This is a genomic window from Microbacterium sp. ARD32 (assembly GCF_031844385.1).
Lineage (GTDB): Bacteria > Actinomycetota > Actinomycetes > Actinomycetales > Microbacteriaceae > Microbacterium.
On record NZ_JAUZVD010000002.1, the window covers coordinates 133,975 to 154,552 of the forward strand.

Annotated in this window: 21 protein-coding genes; 9 read left to right on the top strand and 12 right to left on the bottom strand. The window is 70.6% G+C overall.

What is annotated here, in order from left to right:
* Positions 1–35: 35 nt before the first annotated feature.
* The gene (locus tag Q9R19_RS08830) at positions 36–920 is read right to left on the bottom strand and encodes a hypothetical protein (RefSeq protein ID WP_311256020.1); all 885 of its coding nucleotides are present in this window, start codon (positions 918–920) and stop codon (positions 36–38) included.
* A 95-nt stretch (positions 921–1,015) separates the two neighbouring features.
* On the bottom strand, positions 1,016–2,038 hold the full coding sequence (locus Q9R19_RS08835; RefSeq protein ID WP_311256021.1) for a DUF2804 domain-containing protein: 1,023 nt from the start codon (positions 2,036–2,038) through the stop codon (positions 1,016–1,018).
* Positions 2,039–2,207: 169 nt separating this feature from the next.
* On the opposite strand from Q9R19_RS08835, the gene Q9R19_RS08840 reads away from it, so the two are divergent.
* The 7 genes from Q9R19_RS08840 to Q9R19_RS08870 are packed head-to-tail and all read left to right on the top strand — an operon-like array spanning position 2,208 to position 8,868.
* Positions 2,208–3,425, top strand: coding sequence for a MoxR family ATPase (locus tag Q9R19_RS08840; protein WP_311256022.1), 1,218 nt, complete (start codon positions 2,208–2,210; stop codon positions 3,423–3,425).
* Between the two features lie 49 nt (positions 3,426–3,474).
* Positions 3,475–4,434 carry a DUF58 domain-containing protein gene (locus Q9R19_RS08845; protein WP_311256023.1) on the top strand — a complete coding sequence of 320 codons (960 nt, stop codon included), beginning with the start codon at positions 3,475–3,477 and terminating at the stop codon, positions 4,432–4,434.
* Positions 4,421–4,909 (top strand): hypothetical protein, encoded by a 489-nt coding sequence (locus tag Q9R19_RS08850; protein ID WP_311256024.1) that lies wholly within the window; start codon positions 4,421–4,423, stop codon positions 4,907–4,909. The genes Q9R19_RS08845 and Q9R19_RS08850 overlap by 14 nt, the downstream gene beginning before the upstream one ends.
* The gene (locus Q9R19_RS08855) at positions 4,900–5,946 is read left to right on the top strand and encodes a VWA domain-containing protein (RefSeq protein ID WP_311256025.1); all 1,047 of its coding nucleotides are present in this window, start codon (positions 4,900–4,902) and stop codon (positions 5,944–5,946) included. Before Q9R19_RS08850 ends, Q9R19_RS08855 begins: the two co-directional genes overlap by 10 nt.
* Positions 5,943–6,986 carry a VWA domain-containing protein gene (locus Q9R19_RS08860; RefSeq protein ID WP_311256026.1) on the top strand — a complete coding sequence of 348 codons (1,044 nt, stop codon included), beginning with the start codon at positions 5,943–5,945 and terminating at the stop codon, positions 6,984–6,986. Before Q9R19_RS08855 ends, Q9R19_RS08860 begins: the two co-directional genes overlap by 4 nt.
* Entirely contained in the window at positions 6,983–7,759 is a 777-nt protein-coding gene (locus Q9R19_RS08865; RefSeq protein WP_311256027.1) for a hypothetical protein, read from the top strand. Before Q9R19_RS08860 ends, Q9R19_RS08865 begins: the two co-directional genes overlap by 4 nt.
* Positions 7,753–8,868, top strand: coding sequence for a hypothetical protein (locus Q9R19_RS08870; protein WP_311256028.1), 1,116 nt, complete (start codon positions 7,753–7,755; stop codon positions 8,866–8,868). Before Q9R19_RS08865 ends, Q9R19_RS08870 begins: the two co-directional genes overlap by 7 nt.
* Positions 8,869–9,002: 134 nt before the next feature.
* Here the strand turns inward: Q9R19_RS08870 and Q9R19_RS08875 are convergent, their stop codons facing one another.
* Entirely contained in the window at positions 9,003–10,079 is a 1,077-nt protein-coding gene (locus tag Q9R19_RS08875) for a zinc-binding alcohol dehydrogenase family protein (protein WP_396653470.1), read from the bottom strand.
* 64 nt (positions 10,080–10,143) lie between these two features.
* On the opposite strand from Q9R19_RS08875, the gene Q9R19_RS08880 reads away from it, so the two are divergent.
* Positions 10,144–10,743 (top strand): WHG domain-containing protein, encoded by a 600-nt coding sequence (locus Q9R19_RS08880; RefSeq protein ID WP_311256029.1) that lies wholly within the window; start codon positions 10,144–10,146, stop codon positions 10,741–10,743.
* A 42-nt stretch (positions 10,744–10,785) separates the two neighbouring features.
* Here the strand turns inward: Q9R19_RS08880 and Q9R19_RS08885 are convergent, their stop codons facing one another.
* On the bottom strand, positions 10,786–12,366 hold the full coding sequence (locus tag Q9R19_RS08885; protein WP_311256030.1) for an FAD-dependent oxidoreductase: 1,581 nt from the start codon (positions 12,364–12,366) through the stop codon (positions 10,786–10,788).
* 150 nt (positions 12,367–12,516) lie between these two features.
* Here Q9R19_RS08885 and Q9R19_RS08890 point away from each other — a divergent pair, with 150 nt between their 5' ends.
* Positions 12,517–13,440 carry a BadF/BadG/BcrA/BcrD ATPase family protein gene (locus Q9R19_RS08890; RefSeq protein WP_311256031.1) on the top strand — a complete coding sequence of 308 codons (924 nt, stop codon included), beginning with the start codon at positions 12,517–12,519 and terminating at the stop codon, positions 13,438–13,440.
* On the opposite strand, the gene Q9R19_RS08895 is transcribed toward Q9R19_RS08890, so the two are convergent.
* The 8 genes from Q9R19_RS08895 to idi are packed head-to-tail and all read right to left on the bottom strand — an operon-like array spanning position 13,427 to position 20,482.
* On the bottom strand, positions 13,427–14,917 hold the full coding sequence (locus Q9R19_RS08895; RefSeq protein ID WP_311256032.1) for an SDR family oxidoreductase: 1,491 nt from the start codon (positions 14,915–14,917) through the stop codon (positions 13,427–13,429). The genes Q9R19_RS08890 and Q9R19_RS08895 overlap by 14 nt on opposite strands.
* Positions 14,914–15,804, bottom strand: a complete 891-nt coding sequence (locus Q9R19_RS08900; RefSeq protein WP_311256033.1) for a prenyltransferase — start codon at positions 15,802–15,804, stop codon at positions 14,914–14,916. The genes Q9R19_RS08895 and Q9R19_RS08900 overlap by 4 nt, the downstream gene beginning before the upstream one ends.
* A complete protein-coding gene (locus tag Q9R19_RS08905) occupies positions 15,797–16,132 on the bottom strand; it encodes a lycopene cyclase domain-containing protein (RefSeq protein WP_311256034.1) in 336 nt (111 codons plus the stop codon). The genes Q9R19_RS08900 and Q9R19_RS08905 overlap by 8 nt, the downstream gene beginning before the upstream one ends.
* Positions 16,129–16,452 (bottom strand): lycopene cyclase domain-containing protein, encoded by a 324-nt coding sequence (locus Q9R19_RS08910; RefSeq protein ID WP_311256035.1) that lies wholly within the window; start codon positions 16,450–16,452, stop codon positions 16,129–16,131. Before Q9R19_RS08910 ends, Q9R19_RS08905 begins: the two co-directional genes overlap by 4 nt.
* Positions 16,449–18,017: a phytoene desaturase family protein gene (gene crtI, locus Q9R19_RS08915; RefSeq protein ID WP_311256036.1), complete on the bottom strand. Its 1,569-nt coding sequence runs from the start codon at positions 18,015–18,017 to the stop codon at positions 16,449–16,451. Before crtI ends, Q9R19_RS08910 begins: the two co-directional genes overlap by 4 nt.
* Positions 18,014–18,892: a squalene/phytoene synthase family protein gene (locus tag Q9R19_RS08920; RefSeq protein WP_292698828.1), complete on the bottom strand. Its 879-nt coding sequence runs from the start codon at positions 18,890–18,892 to the stop codon at positions 18,014–18,016. The genes crtI and Q9R19_RS08920 overlap by 4 nt, the downstream gene beginning before the upstream one ends.
* Positions 18,889–19,953 (bottom strand): polyprenyl synthetase family protein, encoded by a 1,065-nt coding sequence (locus tag Q9R19_RS08925; RefSeq protein ID WP_311256037.1) that lies wholly within the window; start codon positions 19,951–19,953, stop codon positions 18,889–18,891. The genes Q9R19_RS08920 and Q9R19_RS08925 overlap by 4 nt, the downstream gene beginning before the upstream one ends.
* Positions 19,946–20,482 (bottom strand): isopentenyl-diphosphate Delta-isomerase, encoded by a 537-nt coding sequence (gene idi / locus Q9R19_RS08930; RefSeq protein WP_311256526.1) that lies wholly within the window; start codon positions 20,480–20,482, stop codon positions 19,946–19,948. The genes Q9R19_RS08925 and idi overlap by 8 nt, the downstream gene beginning before the upstream one ends.
* Positions 20,483–20,578: the final 96 nt, after the last annotated feature.

The window sequence follows — 20,578 nt, forward strand, 5'->3', positions numbered from 1 at the left end:
CTCCGCGCACCAGCGTAGCGTGCGGCCGTTCGCGCTCAAGGGGTCGCGGGCGGATCCTCGGTGAAGTACTCGTAGGCGGCGAAGCCGAGGATGCCCGGCACCCTCAGCATCCCTGCCGCACCGTGCTCCTGGAAGGCGATCTCGCTCATGTCGCGGACGATGTCGCCGTAGCGCGTCCCCTGCATGGAGTCGTTGATCTGCGTGCCCACCATGGTGCCCGCCGACCACGCGGTGCCGAGCGTCATGTCGACCTCGGGCCCCATCGCCTTGAACGCGAGCGGAACGCCGTGCTCGATCGCCCCTGCGACATCCCGGTCCTCGATCGCGGAGACCAGCCCGTGGGCATCCGCGACGGTGCCGACCACGTCCAGTGCGCCGAGTCCGATGCGCTCGAAGCCGGGGCTCGCCTTCTCGGCGCGAGCGATCGCCCCGCCGATCTCGAGCCAGTCGTCGCCGTGTCGCGGCAGCTCTGCGAGCACGCGACCCAGCATCGCCTGGCCGGGCAGCGCGGTGAGCACATCGCGCACCTTGTTCAGGCGTCCCTCCCAGTCGGCGCGGGAGGCGGGAGGAGCGGATGCCGGGGGCGAGCCCACCGGGGTGCCATTCGCCACCGGGGCTCCGCCTGTCGCCGGGGTGGCGCTCACGCCGTCGGTGCTGGTCGCGAGCTGCTGATCGGCCTCGCGCACCAGCTGCAGCCCCGCCTGCCTCAGTTGCCCGGCGACGGTGACGATTCCGGGAAGCGCCTGGTCACGCCAGTGCGACCGCATCCGCTCGCCGTCCGGGCCGCACCACGTGAGCCGGGTCTCCAGCGCGATCGTGGTGCGCCCGGCCACCGTGATCAGCTGATGCGCGCCCTCTGCGCAGGCGCTCGCGGTCGCGTGCAGCTCTTCGACGTCGGCGCCCCATACGTTGTTCGACATGCGCCCATGCTGACCGCGCGTCGGTCGCCGCGCCAGCCCGCGTGGGCGGAAACTTCCGCCCTCTGCGGCTTCTCAGACCTTGATGTGCGCGCCGGTCACCAGCGGTTGTGGACCTCCTCGACCCATCCGAAGATGCCCTCGAAGGCGATCACGTCGCCGTCGGCGGTGCGGAACGTGCCGCTCCAGTCGCCGAAGCACTGGTCGGTGGAGGCGGAGAGGAGGCCGAGGTTCGTGCGCGTCTGCTTGTCGTAGACCGGCGCGAACACAGCATCCAGCCCGCCGCCGGTGATGCGCCACGGGCGTCGCCAATCGCTGATGTCGTAGTCCCAGTCGAGCTCGACGCTGATCTTGTGCAGCCGGCCGTCCACGACAAAGGCGTTCTCGGTGGAGCCGGTGCCGTCGGTCCATTTCGCGCCGACCTGGATGCCGATCACCCGGCCGTGCGAGCGGCCGGAGCCCGCACCCCAGTTCCAGTGGATGTCGTAGGGCCAGCGTCCGCGGCCGTGGTCGAGCACCGCCCAGCAGTCGCCCTCGGGCAGCACGTGGGTCTCGCCGTCGAGCGTGAGCGTGCCGGATGCCGGACGCGCGACGTCCTTGACCGTGTACTGGAAGCGCTTGCTGCTCCATGGCACGACCACGGCCAGGCGCTCATGCCCCTCAGGCAGCCGGGCGATCACGTCGATCTCGACGCCGGGAATGCGGGCGCGCAGGCGGGTGCCCGAAGTCACCTCGTCGATGTCGACCTTCAGATCCTTGGCACGCGCCCGGCTGGGGCCCTGCTCGGCGCTGGGCGGCAGCTCGACGCCCCGCGGCGGGATGTTCGTGACCGATCGGTGCCAGGTGCGCTCGGTGGCGCGATCGAGCACCCACACCTCGTGCACGGCGGCATAGTCGATGGATGACACGGTCAGGCCGATGACGTGCGTCGGGGTGGTGAGGCACCAGTACTCCCAGCGCTTGTTGCGTCCGGTGAAGCGGATGCCGTCCCGCGCGATCCCTCCGGTGTCGACCAGCGGCGAGCGCGCCCAGCCCACGGCATCCGGATTCAGCGTCCCGTCGGGACGGGTCAGCGAGACGGTCGCGGTCAGTTCGCGCTCGTCGATGGGGTTCTCGGGCACGTCAGCACTCCTCTGTGGTCGTCGTCCCAGAATGCCAGCACCGACGTTGCCCGGCCTTCGGGCGAACGCCCGAAGCCGACCGCTCGAGAGGTTGTTCCACACCCCGCCGGTTACCCTGTACCGGGGGATCTGCGGTGGTCGTCGATTCCCTTGCATGAGGAGATGAGAGATGACCGACTTCCCGGTTCCCGGCGCCGCTTCCTCCGCGCCTCCGCCTCCGCCGGTGCCCGCAGCACCGGCATCCGTCCCGCCGACAGTCTCCGTCCCGCCGACAGGCCCGGCCGGTCGGGAGGACTGGGATGCCGATGGCGTCGACGCCACGCGGCCGTCGGCTCCGCCGAGACACGGCGCTTCGACAGGCTCAGCGACCCAAGCGGGCGCAGGCCCGGCGACCCAGGCACCGCACGCGACACCGGAGGATCTGGCGCGCGCGCAGCGCATCCTGAAGGTCATCTCCGACTCCTACTCCACCAAGATGGTCGGGCAGGATCAGCTGCGCAGCAGCCTGCTGATCTCGCTGATCGCCGGCGGGCACATCCTGCTCGAATCCGTCCCGGGGCTGGCCAAGACCACCGCCGCCAGCACGCTCGCCGACAGCGTGAAGGCCAGCTTCAAGCGCATCCAGTGCACTCCCGACCTGCTGCCCAGCGACATCACCGGCAGCCAGATCTACGACGCGGCCACCGGCACCTTCCGCACGGTGCTCGGCCCGGTGCACGCCAACTTCGTGCTGCTCGACGAGATCAACCGCTCCAGCGCCAAGACCCAGTCCGCCATGCTCGAGGCGATGCAGGAGCGCCAGACGACCATCGGCGGCGAGATCCACGCCCTGCCGAAGCCGTTCCTCGTGATCGCGACCCAGAACCCGATCGAGCAGGAGGGCACATACGAGCTGCCCGAGGCGCAGATGGACCGCTTCCTGCTCAAGGAGATCGTGGAGTATCCCAGCCCCGCAGAGGAGTTCGAGATCCTGGGGCGCATCGACTCCGGCGTGCTGAACCCCGACCGGCATGTGCCCGGCGTCATCTCGCTGGAGGACGTGCAGGATCTGCAGGACATCGCCTCGCGCGTGTACATCGATCCGGCGATCCGCAACTACATCGTGCAGCTGGCCTACGTCACCCGGAACCCCGCGCCGTACATCGGCGAGGAGCGCGCCCGGTTCATCAAGTACGGCGCGAGCCCGCGTGCGAGCATCGCGTTCCTGCAGGCCTCGCGTGCGCTGGCGCTGCTGAACGGCCGCACGCACGTGCTGCCCGAGGACATCCGCTCCCTGCGTCATCTCGTGCTGCGTCACCGGGTGCTGCTCACCTTCGAGGCGGATGCCGAGGGCATCCGCGGCGAGGAGATCATCGACCAGATCTTCGCGTCGGTGCCCACCCCGTAACCGCTCGTCACGCTCAGGGACCCAAGCTGTGGCAAGTCTGATCACCCAGGTGAAGAGCAAACTCTTCATCCGCTCATCGCAGAAGTCGATGCACGCGCTCGACGGCGCGTACGCGTCGCTGCTGCGCGGGCGCAGCCTGGACTTCGAGGACCTGCGTCCGTACGAGTTCGGCGATCAGGTGCGCGACATCGACTGGCGCGCCACGGCCCGGCACGGGGAACCCCTCATCAAGCGCACCAGGGCCACCCGCCGGCACACCGTGCTGTTCCTGGTGGATTCCGGTCGCGGCATGAAGGCGCTGGCCGAGGACGAGCAGTCCAAGCGCGAACTGGTGGTGCTGCTCGCCGGCGCGCTCGGATACCTCACGGTGCGCCACGGCGACGACTTCTCGACGATCTACGGGGACGCCGATGGCGTGCGCCGCCTGCCACCTGCGGGCACCGAGGCCGCGCTGGAGCACGCGCTGCGCACAGTGCGCGACGCGATCGACGACGCCACGGCTCCGAACGACCGCGATGCCCTGCTTCGCTACACCGCCCGCAACGTCTCACGACGCTCGATCGTCGTGATCGTCACCGACGAAGCGCCGCTGACCGACGACACCGAGCGCCTGCTGCGCCGGCTGACCGTGCAGCACGACGTGCTGTGGCTGACGGTGCGGGATGCCGACATCGTGGTTCCCGGGGGCAGACGCCCCAACGCCTTCGACCGCGCGGTCGATCCGGATCTGGCTCCCTCCGACCGGCTCCGCCGCCGGGCCGATGGCGGACCGGACATGCTCGTCGCCGTCCACCGCCGCGATGTGGACAGCGGCTGGGGCATCCCCGACTTCGTGCACGGCGACGCGGAGGTGATGGCGGAACTGTCCGCCCTGGAGGCCGCCGACACGGCCCACCGCGACGAGGTGCTGCGCCGCCTCGAGATCACGCACGCCGAGTTCGGCGGGCAGGCCACCGCCGTACCCACCCTCCTGACGATGCTGAACAGGAGGTCGCATGCCCGCACCTGACGAGCTGTACCCGCCCGCGCAGTACGGCTGGGGCTGGATCCTGGTGGCCATCGGCATCCTGCTGCTGCTCGGCGCCGCCGCCTGGCTGCTGTGGTTCCTGACACGACCCAAGCACAGCGTCACCCTGCACGGCGCGCCCGCCTTCACGCCTCCCACGGCCGACGTGCTGGCTCAGCTGCGCACCGAGTACCTGGCCGAGGTGCAGCACGTCGAGGATTCATACCGCTCGGGGAATATGCGTCCGAAGCAGGCGAATCTCGAGCTCAGCAGGATCGTGCGGCAGTTCGTGAACGACTACTCCGGGCTCGAGGCGCCCGTGCTCGCGCTGGACGATCTCGTCGCCCGCGGGGTCGACCCGGCCCTGATCGACGCGATCCGCCGGCACTACTACCCGAGCATCTTCCAGCGCGGGCCGGCCATCGATCCGATCTACGGCGCCGAGGCAGCGCGCAAGGTGGTCACGACATGGCACTGAACACCTGGTGGATGATCCTCGTCGCGCTCGGCGTGCTGCTGGCGGCGGTGGCCGTCGGCATCCTGCTCGGCCTGCGCGGTCGAGAGCGGTCGGAGAACGCACCGGCCGCGCTGGTCTCCCGCGCCGAGCGGCTGCGCACGCTCCCCTCGTTCCGGGCATCCGTTCGGCGCCGGATGGGACTGCTCAGCGGCATCCTGGCCGTCGGGGCCATCGCCGTACTGCTCGGCGGCGTCGTCGCGGCGCGCCCCATGTCGGCCAAGACGATCCAGCCGATCAACAGCAGCCGCGACATCATGCTCTGCCTGGACGTGTCCGGCTCGATGTCCGACGTCGACGTCGAGGTGCTGAGCGTGTTCGAGGAGCTGCTGAAGGGCTTCCAGGGCGAGCGCATCGGGCTGACGATCTTCAACAGCTCCCCGGTGCAGGTGTTCCCGCTCACCGACGACTACCCGTTCGTCAAGAAGCAGCTGCAGAGCATCCGCTCCAGCTTCGATTACGACGACGAGACGCCGGAGCACTGGGTGGGCACGCTCAACGGGCCGGGCGCCTCGCTCATCGGCGACGGGCTGGCCGCCTGCACCATGCGCTTCGACCATGCGGAGCAGGACCGCAGCCGCTCGGTGATCCTCGCCACCGACAACGAGGTGGCCGGCGCCTCGATCCTTTCGGTCGAGGAGGCCGCGCAGTACGCCACGTCGAAGAACGTGCGCGTCTTCGCCCTCAATCCGGTGCAGGGCAAGGATGCCGAGGTCAGCGCGCAGCTGGAGAGCGCCGCGCAGTCGACCGGTGGGCAGTCCTACGCGCTGCGCGACACCACGACGGTGGGCGACATCATCACTGAGATCCAGAAGCAGGAGGCGACGGCGCTCAAGGGCCAGGCGCAGGTGGTGCGGGTCGACAGCCCGAACCTGGCGATCGCGCTCATGCTGGTGGCGATCCTGGGGTTCCTCGTGCTGCTCGGGGCCCTCGCGCCCAGGAGGCTCGGATCAGCGCGAAGCGATGGTCCGAGTGGGCGTGGGGAGAGGGTGCGACTGTGATCCTTCAACCCGTTCTGCATCCGGTGCTGCTCGTGCTGCTGTGCGCGGTTCCCGCCGTTTTCATCGTGCGCGCGCTGATCCGTCGGACGCCCCCCGGCCGCCCGATCTGGGCGCTGCGGCTGGGCATGCTGGTGGTCGTCTTCGCGATGCTGCTGCGGCCGGGCATCCCGGGCGGCACGTCGCAGACGCTCGCGACGAACACCGACGTCGTGATCGTCGTCGACACCACCGCGAGCATCGTCGCCGAGGACTGGGCTGGCGACGAGCCGCGCCTTGCCGGCGTGCGTGCCGACGTGCAGTCGATCGTGGACGAGTATCCGGGCGCGCGCTTCTCGCTGATCAGCTTCGACGCGGCGGCGCAATTGCGCCTGCCGCTGACCACGGATGCCACGGCGCTGATGTCCTCGCTGGATGTCATGCTGCCCGAGATCACCGATCGGTCGCGCGGCTCGTCGATCAGCATCGCGAACCGGATGCTCACCGACACGCTCTCCGCCGCCGCGAAGTCGTCGCCCGACCGCAGCCGCATGGTGTTCTACCTGGGCGACGGCGAGCAGACCATCTCGCGCGACCCGGAGTCGTTCGCGTCGGCCGCCAAGTACGTCGACGGCGGCCTGGTACTCGGCTACGGCACCGCCGAGGGCGGGCCGATGAAGAAGACCACGGGGCGCCCTTCGACAGGCTCAGGGACCCAAGGTGGCGGCTCGGGGACCCAGGGTGGCGACGGAGAGTACATCGAGTACCAGGGCCAGAAGGCGCTGTCAGTGATCGACGAGGGCAACCTGAAGCAGATCTCCGAGCAGCTGGGCGTGCAGTATCAGCATCGGTCGGTGGATGCCGTGATCACCCTGCCCGAGGCCCCCACCAGCACCACCGATTACGCCGCCTCGGGCGAGGTGGGCAACGTGATCGAGCTGTACTGGGTGCTCGCACTCGTGCTGGTCGCGCTGGTGGGCGTCGAGGTGGCACGGGCCACGATGCTGGTCACCCGTCTGCGCGGTCTGACCCGCCCGTCGCCCGATCGAGGAGGCGCGTCATGACCAACCCCACGCAGGCCGACGCGGCGGCGGCTCTTCTGGCCGCCAACCGCCGACGGCGCAGCATCCGCCGCTGGATCGCGATCGGCACCCTCCCGCTCACGCTGGCCGCGCTGCTGCTGGTCGGCAAGCTGCTGAGCATGTACGCGTTCGCGCATCAGTCGATCAGCTCGTTCGTGTCGGGCGGATACGCCGAGTCGGAGGCGGCGGCGCGCAACCTCGACGTCCTGAACTGGTTCGAGCCGTTCAAGGCGCCCTACGACATCGGCACGGCGCTGGCCGGCGCCGACGAGCTGCCGCAGGCGCGCACCGAGCTGGAGCGGGCGCTGCCGCTGGCCGAGGGGCTGGAGGTCTGCTACGTGCGCATCAACCTGTCGCTGGTGATGGAGCGTCAGGGCGATGCCGCCCAGGCCGACGGAGATGCGGCGCGGGCCGCGCAGTTCTACGGTGAGGCGCTGCAGGTCACGGCGGAGACGCCCGAGGCGTGCAGCAGCCCCGACGCGCAGGATCAGTCGCCCGATCCGAACCGCGACATGAGTGACACCCTCGACGAGAACCAGAAGCGCCAGCAGGAGAAGCAGCAGCAGAGCCAGCAACAGGATCCGGATCAGAGCGACCAGCCCGACCAGGACGACGAGCAGGAGCCGCAGGACGAGCCCTCGCAGAGCGACCTGGACGAGATCGAGAAGAAGCTGAACCAGGGCGCTCAGGAGCGCGAGGACCAGGTCGACGGCGACGGCGACGGTCAGGGCGGCGGAACGGACAAGCCGTGGTAGACCGGCAGCGCAGCAGGTACGTGGGCGGCGCCGAGGGCGCTCCGCCGCTTCCCCCTCCCGGCGGCTATCACGGGGCGCGCCGCACGACGGCGGGCCTGGATGCCGAGGCCGGCCTGAGCTCGGCATCCGGAGATGTCACCTACACCGCGACCGAGCCGGCCGAGAAGCGGACGGTCAACGCGCTGGGACTGGCCGCGATCATCGCGGCGGTGCTGTTCGCGCTGGTCATGCTGCTGATGATGGGCGCCGGCGTCACGGACGCCGTGTACGGGGCGTCGATGATGGTGGTGCAGTTCGTGGTGCTCGGCGTCGTGATCGCCGCGCTGTTCACGGCGCGCGGACGAGTGCTCGGGGCGATCGCCCTGGCGGTGACGCTGGTGTTCAACGTCGCGACGGTGGGTGCGATGGGCGCTCTGCGCTCGGCGGCGACGCACGCGTACGACGGGACGAAGTCGGAGCAGCAGAAGCACGAGGAGGCGTACCCGGGCATCAAGGGCGTCCCGGCGAAAGATGCCCTCGACGGTCCGTCGCTGGAGGATGTGCAGTCGCAGGGCGATCAGGTGATGGCCGCCGTGCGCAAGCGCCTGACGCAGGAGTTCGGATTCACCTGGGTGCACACCGGCGCGGTCGATGTCAGCCCCGAGCGCAACGGCTACGGCGGCGAGTCGATGCTGCAGAAGTACACCTCGACCGTGTGGACCACCGAGCAGCCGGTGCACGAGCTGCGCCGCAAGCGCCAGGTGATGCGGGTCATCGACCAGGTGCTCGTCGAGAGCGGTCTGTCAGAGCTCTATCCGCTGAACGAGCCGGGGGTGCTGGGCATCTCCGACGACATGCTGGACAAGCTGTACGGCTCCGACGACCCGGCGCGACAGCACACCTGGGAGTACTACAGCGACACGTACCCCGAGCCGCTGCGCTTCTACGCGTACGTGTACGACCTGTCGAACGATCCGACCGGCGAGTTCCGCACCCAGCGCGAGGCGTTCAGCGACCAGAGCGGCGAGCCGCTGGAGGGCGTGCAGCTGGTGGTGTTCGCCCGCCAGGTGCTGCCGGAGAAGGATCGCGCCGCGTATGAGCAGAAGCTGAAGGACTACCCGGGGTTCTGAGGGGCGCGGTCTGCAGACGGACGCATCCCCGGACGGCTGCGTGCAGGCTTCCTGCGCGCCATAACTCCGGAGATCTGTGGCTGATGAGCCCCGGACGGCGCTTCGGAGCCGGTTTCCCCAATGAATCTCCGGAGTTATGGCAGGCCGAGGGTGACCACCAGCTTCTTCGCCGAGATCCCTTCGCGGAGGCGTCGCAGGCCCTGCGGGATGTCGGCGAGGCTGCTGCCGACGATCTCGGCCGGTGGCGCGGCGGCGTACCGTCCAGAGGCCAGGGCCGCGGGCAGGAAGCGCGTGTAGACGGCCGCGCCGACGGGCGTGTCCTTCAGCGCGGCGCCCCAGATGCCGCGAACGCGCACACCGCGGCGCCCGACCAGCGACCCCAGCCCGGCAGCCGGCGCCGTGGCCGAGGAGACGACACGACGGGTGCCGGGCACGAGGGATGCGACGCGCATGACTCTGCGGAGCGAGTGCCGGCCGATCGCGATCGAGCCGGCCAGCGGCTGCTCGCCGATGGCCGCCACCAGTTCGCCGACGGCGGCCGGGCTGCGGCGGTCGACCACCTCGGCAGCACCCAGTGAACGGACGTAGCCGAAGTTGTGCGGCGATGCCGTGGCCACCACCCGGTAGCCCGCGCCGCGGGCGAGCTGAATCGCGTTGCTGCCCACTCCGGTCGAGCCTCCCCAGACGAGCACGGTCTCCTCCCGCTCGATCGCATCGACCCCCGGCAGCGCCAGGTCGAGCGTGTCCGGCTGGAACAGCCCGGTGGCGGCCGTGGACAGCTGAAGGGGCAGCACCGCGGCCTGCGCGAAAGACAGCGAGTCGGGGATCGGCGAGACCATCCGCTCCATCAGCACCACGTACTGCTGGAACGCCCCCTCCGCGGCTCGGTTGCGGGAGCGCTCGAGTCCCAGGGCGTGGCCCACCACCCGGTCCCCGACGCGCAGTCGGCTCACCCCAGCGCCCACTTCGACGATCTCGCCGGCGGCGTCCCCGCCGATCACCGTGGGCAGTCGCACCCAGGGAAGGACCGCGCGGTAGGCGACCCGGGGGATGCTGTCGATGATGTTCAACCCCACCGCCCTCGCCCGAACGACCACTTCCCCTGGTCGCGGAGGCGTATACGGCGCAGGACCGATATCGAAGCGCGCACCGTGCCTGCGCAGCCAGAGGGCGGTGTTGCGGGGGTGTTCGGACGAGTGACGAGGCGGCATTCCGCCAGAATAGGCAGTGTCTACTTCATAGTCAATGTCTATTTTCTTCGGTAGCCTGTATCACGTGCCCCCGTTCCACCACGGCAATCTGCGAGCCGAACTGCTCGATCGCGGCGAGCTCCTGCTGCGTGAGCGCGGCGTGGAGCAGCTCTCCCTGCGAGAACTGGCACGTGAGGCGGGCGTCAGCCATGGCGCTCCCCGCAATCACTTCCCCGACCGAGCCGCGCTGCTGGAGGCGCTCGCCGCACGAGGCTTCGACCGCCTCGCGGATGCCGTCGAGCCGACCCTGCTGCGCGATCCCGGCCCCGCGAGTCTGCACGCGGCCGGCCGCGCGTACCTGGACTTCGCGCAGGAGAACCCGGCTCTGCTCAATCTGATGCTCACCGCCAAGTCCGAGTTGTCCGCCGGGCCCGTGCACGAGGCCGCAGCACGGATGTTCGGCATCACCAGCGCGCTGGTGCGGGCCGCTGTCGCACCCGGCATCCAGCAGCCCGAACGTCTTCAGAACCTCGCCCTGGTGCTCTCGTCGATGCTGCAGGGCATCGCGAGCCTGATCACCTCGCAACGCATCCCGGCCCACGACAGCCGGCCGCTGCTCGACGAGGCGATCCGCGTCTTCCTCGACGGAGCCCGCGGCGCCGCGCACGCCGACCGACCGCGCTGAGCGTCGGCTCCGACGGGCTCGGCCCGGCCCGAACTCACCGAGTCACGTCGTCTCGTCGCCGGAATCGCCCGGGTCGCGTGCATCGCCCGGCTCCACCGGCTCGACGGGCTCGTGCGCATCGCCGGGCAGCTCGGGCTCGTCCACCGCGGCAAGGTCATCCACCGCCGGCCCCTCCAGCAGGCGTCCGTCGGCATCGAAACGCGAACCGTGCAGCGGGCAGTCCCAGGAGCACTCCGCGCTGTTCCAGGTGACGATGCCGCCCAGGTGCGTGCACACGGCGGAGAGCCGGCAGGTGGTGCCGTCGACGGTCGAGACCGCGGTCGGCTCCTTGTCGTAGGAGCCGACGAAGCCCTCGCCCTCGCCGGGCTCATCGTCGGGCAGCGGCCGCAGCGCCGACGTCGCCCAGCCCGATGCGAGCTTTCCTGCCACCTCGGCGTTGGCGGCCAGGCCGTGCGCGATGTCCTGCGGAAGCGTGATGCGGTGGTGCAGCGTCTGCGCCCACGGGATGCTGCCGTCCAGGATGTCCGCGGCCATGCTGAGCGCGGCCGCCACCGCATTGGTCATGCCCCACTTGTTGTAGCCGGTGGCCAGCGCCACGTGGTGCCCGGTGCGCGGCATCCATCCCACGAACGGGACGAGGTTCATCGACTCGTAGTCCTGCGCCGACCAGGCGTGCGTGCGCTCGGCGCCCGGGAAGTGCTGCGTCGTCCACTGCCCCAGGTCATCGACCAGCCGCTGCGTGTCATCCTCGCGGCCCACGGTGTGCCCGTTGCCGCCCACGAGCAGCAGCTCTTCCCCGTCGATCGGCGCGGTGCGCAGCGAGCGTCCGGGGGAATCGATGGAGAGGTGCATGCCCTGCGGCAGCACGCCGCCGGGCACGCGGTACGCCTGGGCGTACGAGCGCGACGGCTTCACCTTGGCGAAGTACAACCCGCGGTCCAGGATCGGGATGCCCGTGGCGATCACGACCGTGCCGGCGAACACGTCGCCGAGCGGCGTGATGACGCGGCAGGGGTCGCCGGTCTCGACATCCTTCACCCGCGCGCCCTCCACGATCACACCGCCGCGGGAGCGGACATCGGCGGCGAGCGCGTGCAGCACGTCCATCGGATCGAACTGCGCCTGATCGCGCAGCCTCAGCGCGCCGTGCGTCGGGAACGGCAGGCCCGCATCGTCGATGCGCTCGACCTGCAGCCCGGCCTCCCGGCACGCGTCGTACTCGTCATCAAGACGCCCCACCCCGTCCGGCGTGCCGGCGTAGGTGAACGCGTCACGGCGCTGCACGTCCACGCCGTGCTCGTCCAGATAGCGCAGCATCCACTGCTGCCCCTCCCGGTTCCCCTCGACATACGCCTTCAGCACCCGGCTCGAACCGCGGGAGCGGATGCCCGAGAGCACGCCGCCCTGCAGCAGGCTGAGCTTGGCCGTGCTGTGCCCGGTCGTGACCGCGCCGATCGAGCGCGCCTCGAGCACCGCCACCGTCAGCCCGGCCCTGACCAGCAGCAGAGCCGTCGTCAGGCCCGTGAGCCCGGCGCCGACCACGACCGCGTCGAAGCGGGCATCCGGCTCGAAGGCATCCGAGGGAACGGGGTCACGCTGCTGGTCGAGCCACAGGGATGTCACGGGTCCTCCTCGTCGGTCGGACGACCAGTACACCGCGAATGCCCCGGTATCAGGGGGGCCTTGACTTCGGCCCGCATCGTCTGCCGAGGTGGCATACGCTGGCATCTGGCCGCGATCCCGCCCGATTCGCGCGCCCGGAGAGGACATGTCTTGGCTGAGGAACAGCACCGTGCACTGCTCGCGATCGACGCCGGGCAGACCGGGATCAAGACCCGGCTGATCGGTGCCGACGGCAGCACGGCCGACGCACTGTTCCCCGGTGTGCTCACAGACCGGCCGCTGCTGCCGCAGCTGGCCGAGGTCGTGGCATCCGTCGGCGGATCGCCGCAGACGGTCACCTTCGGCGTCTCGGGACTCACGGATGCGGATGCCGAGGCGCAGGCGCTGCTGGCGCACCCCGCCCTCTCCGGCGTCTCACGCGTGGTCGTCACGCACGACTCGGTCACCTCGTTCCTCGGCGTGCTCGGCGACCAGTACGGCTCGGTGGTGGCCGCGGGCACGGGCGTGGTGACGCTGGGCGTGGGCCCCGAGCATTCGGCGCGCGTCGACGGTTGGGGCTACATCATGGGAGACGCCGGCAGCGGGTACTGGATCGGACGAGCGGCTCTGGATGCCGTGATGCGCGCCTACGACGGGCGCGGTCCCGCCACCGCGCTCACCGCCGTGGTGCAGGACCGCTGGCCCGACCTGGAATCCGCGTACGTCGCACTGCAGGCATCCGAGGACCGTGTGCGCACCGTGGCATCCTTCGCCGCGCCCACCGCCGTGCTCGCCGCGACCGGCGACGAGGTCGCGGGCGGCATCTGCGCCGCGGCCGGCCGAGAGCTCGCCCTGGCCGTCACCACCGCGCTGCGCGTGACCGATGCCCCGGACGACGCCGCCGTCGGCGCCGTCGGCGGCGTGTTCGGTTCGGACCTGATCCGTGCGGCGTTCGCCGACGCGGTGCGCGCCGAGCGCCCTGATGCCCGTTTCGTGCCGCCGGCCGGCTCGGGACTCGACGGCGCGGTCTCGCTCGCGGGGCTCGGGGCGCAGCATCCGCTCCGCGAGCGCTTCGCGGACCTCAGCCGGGGCTGAGTCCCGGGGCGGCGGCTTCACTGCGTTCGGCCTCGTGCAGGATGCTGCGCGCCATGCCGTTGAAGATGATGCCGTGGAAGGGCAGCAGCACCAGCCAGTAGAGCCGCCCGCTGAGCCCCTTCGGGAAGTAGATCGCCCGCTGCCGGTACACGCTGCCCCCGGCGGGATCCGGTTCGACCCCCAGCTCCAGCCAGCCGCGGCCCGGCATCCTCATCTCCGCGCGCAGCCGCAGCATCCGTCCCCGCTCGACGGACTCCACGCGCCAGACGTCGATGACGTCGCCGCTGTTCACGCGGGACGGATGCCGGCGCCCGCGGCGCATGCCCACCCCTCCGACGAGACGGTCGATCCATCCCCTGGCCGCCCAGGCCAGGGGGAACGAGTGCCAGCCCCTCTCCCCGCCGATCGCCTCGATCACGCGCCAGATGGCCTCCGGCGAGGTGCCGCTCCGGCGTTCGCGAAGGTCGGTGAAGACGGTGTGCCCTGCCCAGTCCGGATCACTCGGCAGGGGGTCGCTCGGTGCACCGGGAACCGTCGCGCTCTGCCAGCTGGTCTCCACCTCGCCGTCGGCCTCGCGGCGGAGAGCGAGACGCACGGCGGTGCGGTATGGCAGCAGCCCCTCCGCGGGCGGCGGGATGATGTCGTCGATGTCGTGCTCGCTCATGACGCAGTCGTTCTGCAGTGAGGCGATGATCGGCACGGCGATCTGGCGGGGGATGGGACTGACCAGACTGACCCACTGCGACGCGAGCCAGGGGGTCAGCACGGGCAGCGCGGCGATGTGCCGCTGCGGCAGGCCCGCCTCGACCGCATACCCGTTCATCATCTGCCCGTACCGCAGGATGTCGGGTCCGCCGATGTCGAACGTCCGGTTCAGATCCCCCGGCGCATCCACCGACCGCACGAGGTACCGCAGCACGTCGCGCACGGCGATCGGCTGCACCCTGTTCCGCACCCAGCGGGGCGCGGGCATGTACGGCAGCACCTCGGTCAGGTGCCGGATCATCTCGAACGACGCCGAGCCGGAGCCGATCACGATCCCCGCCTGGAAGACGATCGCGGGCACCGGCGCTTCCAGCAGCACCTTCCCCACCTCCGCGCGCGAGGCGAGGTGCTCGGACAGGCCGCCGGTGCGAGGGTGCAGGCCGCCCAGGTAGACCACGCGGCGCACGCCGGATGCGGCGGCGGCATCCGCGAACGTCTCGGCGCCCTGCCTCTCCACGGCGCGGAATCCGCGTCCCGAGCTCATCGAGTGCACCAGGTGGAAGGCGACCTCGATGCCGGCCATGGCGCGGCGGGTCGCGATCGGATCCGCAAGGTCGCCCGAGAAGACCTTCACCCGGGCGCGCCACGGCACATCGCGGAGCTTCCACGCCGAGCGGACGAACACGCTCACCTCATGACCGGCGTCCAGCAGCTGGGGGACCAGACGACCGCCGATGTAGCCGGTGGCGCCTGTGACGAGTACACGGGTCATGCGAACAGTCCTTCCGTGGCGCACAGGATCAGCAGCATCGTCACCGCGAAGCCGACCGCGTAGTTGATCGCGAGGAACCGGCGCCAGGCCCGGTTGGCCGACCCGGAGTGCGCGTCGTCCACTCGCGCGAAGGGGGCGACGATGGCGATGTACGGCACGGCGGCGAACGCCGCGAGCGACGCCGGCCACGGCGCGAACAGCATGAGCACCCCGGCGAGCGTCCACAGCAGGATCGCGATCCGCACCGTGCGCGCGGCGCCGAGCACGGTCGCGATGGAGCCGATCCCGGCCTCGCGGTCGGGGACGATGTCCTGCACGGCGCCGAACGCGTGGCTGGCCATGCCCCAGCAGAAGAACGCGACCATCGTGAGGATCAGCGGCGGCGTCATGGTCGTGCCGGCCAGAGCGAAGGCGTACAGCGCCGGGGTGACGAAGTGCGTGCTCGAGGTGATGGAGTCGAGGACCGGGATCTCCTTGAACCGCAGCCGCGGCACCGAATAGGCGAGCACCGCGAAGACGCTGATCGCGAGCACGAGCCACGACAGCGGGCGCTCGGCGCCGAGAACTGCCAGCGCCACGACGAAGATCCCCGTGAGCACCGCCGAGGACCAGAGGGTGAGGGGATGCATCGCAAGAGGCAGCTTGGCGCCCTCTGCGCCGCCCTTGCGGGGGTTGGCGAGATCGGACTCGTGGTCGAACACGTCGTTCACGCCGTACATCGTGAGGTTGTACGGCACCAGGAAGAACAGCGTGCCGATCACGAGTGCGGTGTCGATCCGCCCGGTGCTGAGGACGTAGGCCGCGGCGAACGGGAATGCGGTGTTGATCCAGCTCAGCGGCCGCGATGCCACGAACAGCGTGCGCACGGCGGAGGGGCGATCAGGCATCGGAGCGTCCTCCCGTTCCGCGCGCGGCGTCCAGCAGCTGCCAGAGGCCGCTGAGCAGCAGCGCTCCCGCGATCGGATACAGCAGGTCCTCGGCCGGCATCAGCGCGATGCGGATGCCCGAGATGCCGTCTTCGCGATAGTCGAAGAACCCGGCGGCGATCATGATGTTGTCGAACAGGGTCGTGAGCACCAGCAGCACGGCCGTGCTCGCACCCCACGCGGACAGATACCGCCGCAGGTCGCCCCGGCGTCGCGCGTCGGCCGCGCCGATGCCGAACAGGACGAACGCCGCCACGACGAACGGCATGGACAGGAGCAGATAGGTCATCGCCGGTCCCTGCTCTCGCTCCAGCGCTGCCACCCGCTCAACAGCATCAGCGTCAGATAGCTGAGGAAGAGCAGGAACAGCAGCTCCTCGACCGGGAACTCCGGCGCCAGCAGCATCCCGCTCGCCCAGCGCGAGTCCATGTGGCGGAACACCCCGAGCGCGATCCCCGCTGCATCCCAGGCGATGAAGAAGGCCAGCCCCACCGCCAGGGCGATCGCCGCAGCGGCGGGCCGCCGACGCATCACCAGCGCGAAGCGCAGGTCGAGCAGCACCAGGCATGCCCCGCTGAGCAGCAGCGCGGCCGCGTACACGAGACTCATCGCACCTCCGTCGGACCCGCCGAGTGGTCGCCCCGCACGTGCTTGAGCACGAGCTCCGCGCTGATCAGGCACATGGGCAGCCCGACCCCCGGTACCGACGTCGCGCCGGCGTAGAACAGACCCGACACCTTGCGCGAGCGCGTGACGCCGCGCAGGAACGCGCTCTGCCTCAGCGTGTGGGCCGGTCCCAGCGCACTGCCTCGGAACGTGTTGAAGTCCGACTCGAAGTCGGCCGGTCCGATCGTGCGCCGGACGACGATCCGCGATTCGAGGTCGGGGATGCCCGCCCACCGAGCGATCTGCGCCACCGCGGCATCCGCGATCCGAGTCACCTGCGCATCGCCCGTGCGGTCGAGCCCGCCATGACCGATCTCCGGGTCGGGCGGCAGCGGCACCAGCACGAAGACGTTCTCCGCGTCGGCGGGCGCCACCGCGTCGTCCGTCGCGCTGGGCTTGCAGACGTAGATCGACGGCGGGCGGGGCACGCGCGGGGTCGCACCGAAGATCGCATCGAAGTTCTCGCGCCAGTCGTCCGAGAAGAGCAGCGTGTGGTGGGGCAGCTGCGGCAGCGCGCCGCGAATGCCGAGCAGCACCAGCACGGCGCTCGGACCGGTCACCTGCCGACGCCACCGACCGGGACGGTAGGACCGGTCCTCGGGAGCGAGCAGCACGGTCTCGGTGTGGTGCTCGTCGATCGCGGAGACGATGATGTCGGCATCCAGTCGCTGCCTCCGGCCGTCCTGCTCGAAGTCGACGGCGCGGGCACGCCCCTGCTCGCTGACGATCCGCACGGCGTCGCTGCCGGTGCGGATCTCGACGCCCGCCTCCCTCGCCAGCGCGGCCAGCGACGCCACGAACGCGCGGAATCCGCCCAGGGGGTACCTCACGCCGTCGACGAGATCCATGTGGCTCATCAGGTGGTAGAGCGCCGGGGCATCGAACGGCGACGTGCCGAGGAACACGGCGGGGTAGCCGAGGATCTTGCGCAGCATCGGATCGCGGAATCGCCGGGCGATGAACGACCACAGTGAGCGCGTCAGCAGCGGCACCACGGCGGGCGCCGCCCGCAGCACCGCCGGGGAGGTGAAGCTGCGCCAGGAGGAGAACGGGTTGTAAAGGAACGAGGAGACCGCCGCGCGGTACGTGCGCGTCGCGGATGCCAGGTAGCGGCGCACCCGTTCGCCCGACCCGCGCTCGCGGCCCTCGAACAGGTCGGCGATCCTGTCGGCACCCGCCGGGACGTCGATCGCCGCGGTGACGCCGGCGGTCGGGGAGGCGGATGCCTCGCCGTAGACGCGGTACCCCGGCTCGAGCGGCACCAGGTCGAGCTGCTCGTCGGTCTGGGTGCCCATCATCCGGTAGAAGTGGTCGAACACCTCCGGCATCAGGTACCAGGACGGGCCCGTGTCGAAGGCGAAGCCGTCCTGCTCCCACGCCCCCGCACGCCCGCCGAGCTCTCCGCTCCTCTCGAGCAGCGTGACGCTGTGCCCGTCGCGGGCGAGCAGGCACGCGGTCGCGAGTCCGCTCACTCCCCCGCCGACGACGATGACCCGGGACGCGCTCATCGTGACGCCTTCCTGGCCAAGGCCCGCACCAGGATGCCCGCCTTGACCGTGTCGGGAACGCGGACGCGCGTGACGGCGAGCACCTCTGCCGGTGTCGCTTCGATGCGGTCCGTGAGCTCGCGGAACATGGCCTGCGCTGCCCACACCGACGCGCGCGCTGCGCGGTCGAGCAACGGCACGGCCCGGTCGGCGGCGCGAAGGTCGGCTCTGATCGACGCGACGATCCGGTGCTTGGCATCCTCGGTGAGTCCGTCGGCGGTCTCCGCGAAATACGTGCGGCCGAGCGCTCCGCGGTCCTCGGCGTAGTCACGCAGGAAGTTGACCTTCTGGAACGCGGCCCCCAGCCGCCGAGCCCCCTCCTGCAGGATGCCGTTCTCCTCGTCGCTGCGGGACGGGGCTCCTCCGCGAGCGCGGCGCGACTCGAACACCGCCAGGCACATCAGCCCGACGACCTCGGCGGAGCCGTGGATGTACTCGTCCAGTGCGGCGGCATCCCATGTCCCCTCGCCGAGATCCCGCCGCATCGACGCGAAGAACGGGCCGCTCAGGTCGGTGCCGAAGCCGTGCTCCCGCGCGGTCAGGGCGAAGGCGTGCACCACCAGGTTCGCGCTGAAACCGATCCGCAGCGCGCGTCCGGTCTCGGCCTCCAGCTCGTCGAGCAGCGTCCCCCGCATCCGGGTGTCCAGCCCGGCCGTCTCGGCAGGGCCGTCGACGAGCTCGTCCGCGAGCCGCACCAGCGCGTAGATGCGGGCGATGTGCTCCCGCACCGGCGCGTCGAAGAGGCGGCTCGCCCAGTTGAACGAGGTCGAGTAGCGGCGGATGACGACGGCCGCACTCGCCTGGGCCGTCTCGTTGTAGAGGTCCAGGCCGTTCACGAGTTCCTCGAGACGCAGGCCCTGGTCAGGGCGAGGAGCTGTTCGCGGAGCGCCTCGGGCAGGCCGGATGCCCGGACCAGCCGGTCCACCTCGTCGCACCGCTCCGCGATCATCGACTCGACGAAGATGGTCGCCCCGGACTCCTCGATCACGCTCCGGATGAGCTGAGCGTCGCCCCGACTGAGGTCGGCATCGCCGAAGAGCGCGCCGACGGCGGCCCATGCCGGATCGGACCTGGCATAGGCGACCAGCAGCGTCTCCTTGCCCGCGCGCAGGTCGCTGAGCGCCGACTTGCCCGTCTGCCGCTCGTCGCCGAACAGGCCGAGCACGTCGTCTCGCAGCTGATAGACGACGCCGATCCGCCGGGCGATGGTGCTCAGTTCGGCGATCAGGTCCCTGCCCGCGCCGGCAAGGATCGCCGCGACCAGCAGCGGTGCGGCGAAGGAGTAGGACGCCGTCTTCCGATCGGCCATCTCCAGCACCTCCCGCGGCGAGATCTCCTCCAGGTGCAGACTCAGCCAGACGTCGTCGTGCTCACCCGCCGCGCTCTCGAACACCGCGTCGTCGAACACGTCGAGGATCGCCTCGCGCCGATCCCGGGCGATGTCCAGTCGTGCGAGCAGGGAGTGCGCCGCTGTCAGGACGAGGTCTCCGGCGAGCAGCGACGACGCCTCGCCCCACGCGCGTGCGGCCTCGGGCGATGCTCCGCGGACGACCGCGTCGGCCGCGAACCGTCCGGTGATGTTCATCTCGCCGCGCCGCACCAGGTCGCGGTCGATCACGTCGTCGTGGATGACGAGGGCGAGGTGCAGGAGCTCCATCGCGCAGGCCGCGTCCAGCGCGCTTCGCCGGTCGGTGCCACCGAGCGCCTCGTGGGCGTCCATCAGCATGCGCGGACGGATCCGCTTGCCGCCGGCGGCCATCCTCGCGAGCGACTCCCACAGCTCCGCGTACGGAGCGGAGAACTCTCGCGAGCGCTCCGCGCGCCTCGTGAGGATCTCGCTCAGTCGCACCTCGAGGACGTCGGTGCGACGGCCGACGTCGGCGGCCGGCTCAGGCATGACGCCTCGCCGTGGCCTCGACGAGGTGCGGGGCGAGGGCGGGGAGGTGAGCGACCAGCCAGGGGCTGAACGCCCACGGCGCCGCGGAGACGGCGGCGCTCAGCTCGCCGGCCGTCGTCCACGCCACCTCGTCCACCTCCTCGGGATGCGGGACCAGCGGGCTGACCACCTCGGCGATGAAGACCGGGCAGTGCTCGTTCTCCTGGATGCCCGACGCATCGCGGGCCGTGTAGCCGAAATCGGGCAGGACGCACGTGACGCCGCTGATCTCCGCTCCAAGCTCGAACCAGGCGCGGCGGCGCACCGCATCCTCCATCGCCTCGCCCGGGAGGGGGTGCCCGCACAGGGCGTTGGTCCACACGCCCGGCCACGTCCCCTTGACCAGCGCGCGCCTGGTGACGAGCAGCCGGCCGCGCGCGTCGATGAGGTGACAGGAGAACGCCAGATGACGCGGCGTCGACGTTCCGTGCACGCTCCGCTTCGGCGTCTCCCCGATCGGCGCACCGCCCTCGTCCACGAGCACGACCATCTCGTCCACCTCGTCACCTCGATTTCGTTAGCCAGGAAAGAGTTATGCCGAGGGTAACAGGTAGACTGAGCCGACGCACGCGCCGGGATGGAATCG